This is a genomic window from Xanthomonas arboricola pv. guizotiae (assembly GCF_002940205.1).
Lineage (GTDB): Bacteria > Pseudomonadota > Gammaproteobacteria > Xanthomonadales > Xanthomonadaceae > Xanthomonas > Xanthomonas arboricola_C.
Genome location: NZ_MDSK01000073.1, coordinates 1 through 5,011, shown reverse-complemented (window position 1 = coordinate 5,011; position 5,011 = coordinate 1). Strand labels below are relative to the sequence as shown.

The following is a 5,011-nucleotide window of genomic DNA, read 5'->3' as shown; positions in this document are numbered from 1 at the left end:
AACGTCGCATCGATCTCCACTTGGCGTTGCTTTCGCTCGCATCCTCCATCATCTGCTTACGCCTTCTTCCTGGGTTTTGTTAGCCGCTCTAAATTTTCAGGGTCTGGACGCTCACCTTTGGCAACAGCCGCTTGGTGAAATACGCGTCTTCGTAATACTTGATCTTCTCGCAGAGCACCGGGCTTGGGATGCCTTCATAGAGGAAGACTTCCTTGTCAAAGCCCATCGCCTTCAACTCTTGCGGCAGCATCAAGGCGCGGCGCTGCTCGGTCTCGGAGTAGGACACGCTGTTTTGCTTGCCACTGGTGTGCGACTTGTTCTTCTTGCGCACCGTGGTGTAGCCGAGCATGTCCGAGTAGTCGTTGGCGTCTTGCTGCTCCCGTGGGGCGTAGACGATTTGCAAGGCATGGTTGGTGATGATGGTGCGCGAGACATCCTTGCCATAAGTCGCGTCTAACTGCGCCATGCTCTGGATGATCGGCAGCAAGCGGATGTTGTAGCCTGCCATGTAGCTCACCGCGCTTGCAATGATGTCGACCCGGCCGATGGACGTGAATTCGTCCATGAGTAGCAAGCACTGGTGTTTGAGCGCTGGGTTGTTCTGCGGCAACTCTTTGGTGTTGAGGTTGATGAGCTGACTAAACAGCAGGTTGATCAACAAGCGGCTTTCGGCAAGCTTGTTCGGCTGGATGCCGATGTAGATGCTCAGCTTCTTCTTGCGCACATCAGTCAGCAAGAAGTCATTGCCGCTGGTGGCCGCATCCAGGATCGGATTGATGAACTGGTTGAGCGGCTCTTTGAACGTGCCCATGATCGAGGCGAAGGTCTCTTCGGCTTGCGAGAGCAAATTGTCGAAGGCCATCTTGGCATCGCGACCCAAGAAGTCGCGCTGCGAGAGCTTTTTGAGATAGCCCTTCAAGTCGCTTCCGTCCCCAGACGACACGCGATAAAGCATCCCAAGGGTTGGGAACATCCAGGTATCTTTCGGGTGCTTGCGCTTGATCTGATCATCGAGGCTATCGAACAAATAGAGCGTAAACGCCATGAAGGCGTTGCGGGCCTGGCTCACCCAGAACTTCTGGGCATCCGACCCATCTGGGTAGAGCATGGCCGCAACACTCATCAGATCCGACACGCGAAAAGCGGGATCGGGTGAGATGTAGCTCAGTGGATTCCAACGGTGGGTGCGCCCGTCTTCGGCAAAAGGGTTGAACAGAAAGACCTCCTGGCCCTGGCTCTTGCGCCAACCCGAGGTCAGATCAAAGTTCTCCTGCTTGATGTCCAGAACCACCACTGAGCCTTGGTAGTCGAGCAGATTGGGAATGACGATGCCCACGCCCTTACCCGAGCGCGTGGGCGCGTGGGCGCGTGGGCGCGGCCAGGATCACAAACTGTTGACCGGGCAAGCGCACCAGCTTGCCGCCATGCTTGCCGACCACAATGCCAGTTGGCGACGGTTTGAGCATGTCCTTCTTGGCCAGATCACTGCCGGAGGCAAAGCGTGCGTCGCCATGCAAGGCGGTTGCTTTGGGCTTGAACAGCGGGATCAGCAGTGCGATCCAGGCCAGGAGCGGCACACCGAAGCCAATAGCGCCAGCCAGCTTGATCTTGGTGGCATAGGGAGCGAACTGGGGAAGGTCGAGCGCTTTGACGTAAGACCAGTAGGTGTCGACGCTGAGGGGACCGGCCACTTTCAACAGCATCAGGATCAACTGACCGGAGAGGTAGACCCCTGCAAGGAGGGCAAGAAGCAAGAGAACGGTGGCGACGCTGAGCTTGGTCCTGCCGGTCATTGAGCGCTGCCTTCCATCTGTGATCCCTGGCTTGTTTGAAAACGACCGTCCGCTCGCAAGATTACAGGATCACACCACCCGCTCAGATCGGACGCGCATTGGCATCTGTGTAGGAATTGTCTGATCTGCACGCATGCCAAGACAGCAGTAAGGCCCTCCGCACTATGGGCTAGGCTGATTGCTGTGCTGGGCTGAGCCGCAATTTTGCGACGTCCTTCGCTTCTCCCCGAGTGAGGGCTTGCCCCTCGCCTAGGTTGTTCGGCCTACTCTTTTTCGGACTTCGAAGGAGACGATGCGGCAAGCGCCGACAGTTGTTTCACAAGCTCTTCCTGCTGACCCTCGGGCAGCTGGCGCACCAGCTCGATGATCTGACCAAGTCGATCAGACTCGGCGACCAGGGAACTGAGGGACACACCAAGTGCATTGGCCAGATCCAAGGCAGTCTTGAGATCTGGGACATGCGTGCCCGTTTCGTAGCGGCTGATGCGAGCCTGAGCGATGCGACTCTCCAGTCCAAGAGCTACACCCAAGTCCTGTTGCACAAGGCCAATTGCTAGGCGGCGCGCTTTAAGTCGCGCAGCGAACAACGACAGGATGTCAGGTTGGGGGGTGCTCATCCCTACAAGGATGAACGTGAGTTACGCGCCTTGCAAAAATTCGTTGAACGCATACTGACGTTGCCCCGGCACGCTGTCAACTGCAATGGGGCCAATGCCAGAGGCGGCCATGCCGGCCTTACACGGCCACGCATCTGTGCCAATCCGTTTGCTCTCGCTTATCAGGGGATTCTTATGTCCAAAGCTCGCTTTGCCGTCATCGGCACGTTGATCGTCTCTCTGGTGGCTTGCTCGGGTAGTGGCCCGTCCCAGGACGATCGTCAGAGCGCGTTCTTGCTCTACGTTCAAGACAACAGCAATGACAAGGCCAAGATCGAGGATTTCGAGAGCGGCAAGTTCGTCAAGGCTGAGGGCGCGCCGAGCTACACGTGCGATGTCAGCGCCAAGGTGGAAGCACTCGGACAGGATTTCGGCAGTCAGATGGATGGCGTCTACACGTTCACTGAGATCGGCGGGAAATGGAAGATCACCGGCCGCGTCCATTAAACGCTCGTTCCTATATCCATCTTTTCACAAGGAACTCAAATGACGGTCGGCACTTTTCTTCTCTTGGTCTTTTTCGCGGGCTGCACAGCGATCTTTCTTGCGCTTTCCAAAGCGTTGAAAACGCGTAGTGACAACGCAACCTTTGACCATGACTTCCAGCGGTTTTATGGCTACAAGAACACGCGCATTGCCGTGTCGACGGCACGCGCCATGATCAAGTTCAAGGCGGGAAGTCGCATCAAGGCATATGCACTGAGCGATGTACGGTCCTGGGAAAAGCACTGGCACAACTACAATCGCGAAGGCACGCTAACGCTCAATGTTCGCGACGTCGATCATCCCGTGTGGACGATCAAGTTCGGCAACGAGACCGAGATGAACAAGTGGTATGAGTTGGTCAGTCAGGCGGTCAACGAAAAATTGAAGCTCTAACCGAGCGACCATTGGGCTAGGCGACTGGGCTTGACGGCGAAGACTTCTCTGCTACGAATCGAAGAACCTCAACACTGGATTCGTCATTATGCCTTCTGCCGTGCACTCCTTCGCCACGCTCCTCGACCATCAAGAGCATCAACTCCGCCAGACCCATGTTGAAGGCTGGATTGCCCAACAGCATGCGGCTGGCTTTGGCATTGATCAGCACATGACCGACGCCCTCAATGCGTATCTTGATGGCCGCTTCGATCTGCTTGCATTGTTGACAGAGCTTCGTCGTCCCTATTTGAACTGAGTCTGCCAACGGATGCCGGCATGACAGGCATCTTCGCCACCGAAGTCTCATCAGTAGAAGTGTCCATGCCTGGCCCAGGGCGCTCTTGCTGGGCCTGTTCCGCCGTGTGGCCATCCGGCACGCTCAACAGTCGCCCCTCTTGGCGGTAGCGGGAAAGAAGCTGCTCGAAGTGTGCTTGTCCTTGGACAAAGATCCCGTTGCCTCGCATCGCTTCCAAGCGTTCCTTCAAGCTTCGATGCTCAACCGCCTTACCGATGCCGGCCTCGGCAAGGTGTGCATTGATCCGATCAGCGATCATGGCGCGGATCCACTGGATCTCAGCCAGGCCATTGATGCGCCCGTCTAATACACGCGTTTTCGCCGTCAGTCCCGATGCTTCCATCCGTCTAGTCGTAGCGAGTAGATGCGCATAGAAGTAGCGAGGATCGTCTTTGGTCGGGCGATGGTGACTCGCTTGCAGGGCAAAGCCAAAGCGCTTAATCAGGCAATGTGCGATATCCAGGGTAAGGTCCTAGCGCTTTGGGTCATCAAGCTCGTGCGGCAGCGCGATGGCGAAGTCTCGGCACACAGTGCTGTTGCAGCGTCGCTCTGCCGCTTCTGCAGCGGTCCAAAGTGCTTGCGGGTCATCGGCCCATGCTGGCGAACCAAGTGGTGCCAAGCAACGCGATTGGATGATGCCTGCCCTACCCCGGTAGTCGTGGCGAGCACCTGACTTGGGATCGGTGAGCAGATAGCCGCCGCGATAGGCGGCAGCTGCGATCGCAGAGTGTCCTTTCGATCGGCTGTAAGTCTTGATGCGGGTGTGGTAAATGGCCATGCGTTTCTCCTAATGTTGGAGAAACACTTCCTCTAGATTTTGAGAAGCGCAAGGCCTTTGGGATCACTATTCTTTTGCTGATTTTCGTTGCCTATTGATGGAATCAAACCAAGCCATCATCCACCGCAGACATACCCAGAGATGCGGAGCAACCCCTTAAAAAAACCAGACTTAATATAAACCTAAGCAATAACTTATAAACCAAAAATCACTTTGTAAGCAAAAAATATTGACTAATAGGGCAGACATGATAATACATCAACATCTTCCATGCAGAAAATTTCAATGAAATTAAGACTCGATCTTCCCTCCATCATTATTATAGCCACTGCATTTTTTATCTACGGAGGCGTGATTGGCGAAGGTATCGAGCAATATCGCTCACGCCAAAATCCCAAGACTTTTCATGCCAACGACCAATACAAGGCTAGCCAAAGCTGTGTAGATTAAAATTCGCATCCAAGCTGACTCGTCAGCTAAGAGCGGCTAACAAAACCCTTGAATTCTGTTGAGTCGGCGACAACATTGCCGGCATGACACGTCGCAACGAGATCCCTAGTGCGCTTTG

General features: G+C 55.1%; 7 protein-coding genes and 1 pseudogene. 5 read left to right on the top strand and 3 right to left on the bottom strand.

What is annotated here, in order from left to right; all coding sequences use genetic code 11:
• Window positions 1-88: 88 nt before the first annotated feature.
• Both XarbCFBP7408_RS21605 and XarbCFBP7408_RS21595 read right to left on the bottom strand, forming a co-directional pair.
• Window positions 89-1,793 (bottom strand): annotated as a pseudogene (locus tag XarbCFBP7408_RS21605) (type IV secretory system conjugative DNA transfer family protein).
• 263 nt (window positions 1,794-2,056) lie between these two features.
• Window positions 2,057-2,410, bottom strand: a complete 354-nt coding sequence (locus XarbCFBP7408_RS21595) for a helix-turn-helix domain-containing protein (RefSeq protein ID WP_181107104.1) — start codon at window positions 2,408-2,410, stop codon at window positions 2,057-2,059.
• Window positions 2,411-2,584: 174 nt separating this feature from the next.
• On the opposite strand from XarbCFBP7408_RS21595, the gene XarbCFBP7408_RS21590 reads away from it, so the two are divergent.
• The 4 genes from XarbCFBP7408_RS21590 to XarbCFBP7408_RS23340 all read left to right on the top strand — a co-directional run bounded on the left by XarbCFBP7408_RS21590 (window position 2,585) and on the right by XarbCFBP7408_RS23340 (window position 3,972).
• Window positions 2,585-2,896, top strand: a complete 312-nt coding sequence (locus XarbCFBP7408_RS21590) for a hypothetical protein (RefSeq protein WP_104564658.1) — start codon at window positions 2,585-2,587, stop codon at window positions 2,894-2,896.
• 39 nt (window positions 2,897-2,935) lie between these two features.
• Window positions 2,936-3,328, top strand: a complete 393-nt coding sequence (locus XarbCFBP7408_RS21585; protein ID WP_104564657.1) for a hypothetical protein — start codon at window positions 2,936-2,938, stop codon at window positions 3,326-3,328.
• Window positions 3,329-3,416: 88 nt separating this feature from the next.
• Complete coding sequence (locus tag XarbCFBP7408_RS22900) at window positions 3,417-3,626, top strand: hypothetical protein (protein ID WP_033836172.1); 210 nt, start codon at window positions 3,417-3,419, stop codon at window positions 3,624-3,626.
• A gap of 85 nt (window positions 3,627-3,711) precedes the next feature.
• On the top strand, window positions 3,712-3,972 hold the full coding sequence (locus XarbCFBP7408_RS23340; protein ID WP_258072292.1) for a hypothetical protein: 261 nt from the start codon (window positions 3,712-3,714) through the stop codon (window positions 3,970-3,972).
• Window positions 3,973-4,137: 165 nt separating this feature from the next.
• Here XarbCFBP7408_RS23340 and XarbCFBP7408_RS23335 read toward each other — a convergent pair whose 3' ends face one another.
• On the bottom strand, window positions 4,138-4,443 hold the full coding sequence (locus XarbCFBP7408_RS23335) for a MobA/MobL family protein (RefSeq protein WP_258072291.1): 306 nt from the start codon (window positions 4,441-4,443) through the stop codon (window positions 4,138-4,140).
• A gap of 270 nt (window positions 4,444-4,713) precedes the next feature.
• Between XarbCFBP7408_RS23335 and XarbCFBP7408_RS22895 the strand changes: the two genes are divergently transcribed.
• The gene (locus XarbCFBP7408_RS22895) at window positions 4,714-4,893 is read left to right on the top strand and encodes a hypothetical protein (RefSeq protein ID WP_219820291.1); all 180 of its coding nucleotides are present in this window, start codon (window positions 4,714-4,716) and stop codon (window positions 4,891-4,893) included.
• Window positions 4,894-5,011 lie beyond the last annotated feature (118 nt).

Bases quoted from the DNA above. Each gene is read 5' to 3' on its own strand.
- XarbCFBP7408_RS23335 (WP_258072291.1), bottom strand. From the start codon at position 4,443: ATGGCCATTTACCACACCCGCATCAAGACTTACAGCCGATCGAAAGGA.
- XarbCFBP7408_RS22895 (WP_219820291.1), top strand. From the start codon at position 4,714: ATGCAGAAAATTTCAATGAAATTAAGACTCGATCTTCCCTCCATCATT.
- XarbCFBP7408_RS22900 (WP_033836172.1), top strand. From the start codon at position 3,417: ATGCCTTCTGCCGTGCACTCCTTCGCCACGCTCCTCGACCATCAAGAG.
- XarbCFBP7408_RS21595 (WP_181107104.1), bottom strand. From the start codon at position 2,410: ATGAGCACCCCCCAACCTGACATCCTGTCGTTGTTCGCTGCGCGACTT.
- XarbCFBP7408_RS21590 (WP_104564658.1), top strand. From the start codon at position 2,585: ATGTCCAAAGCTCGCTTTGCCGTCATCGGCACGTTGATCGTCTCTCTG.
- XarbCFBP7408_RS21585 (WP_104564657.1), top strand. From the start codon at position 2,936: ATGACGGTCGGCACTTTTCTTCTCTTGGTCTTTTTCGCGGGCTGCACA.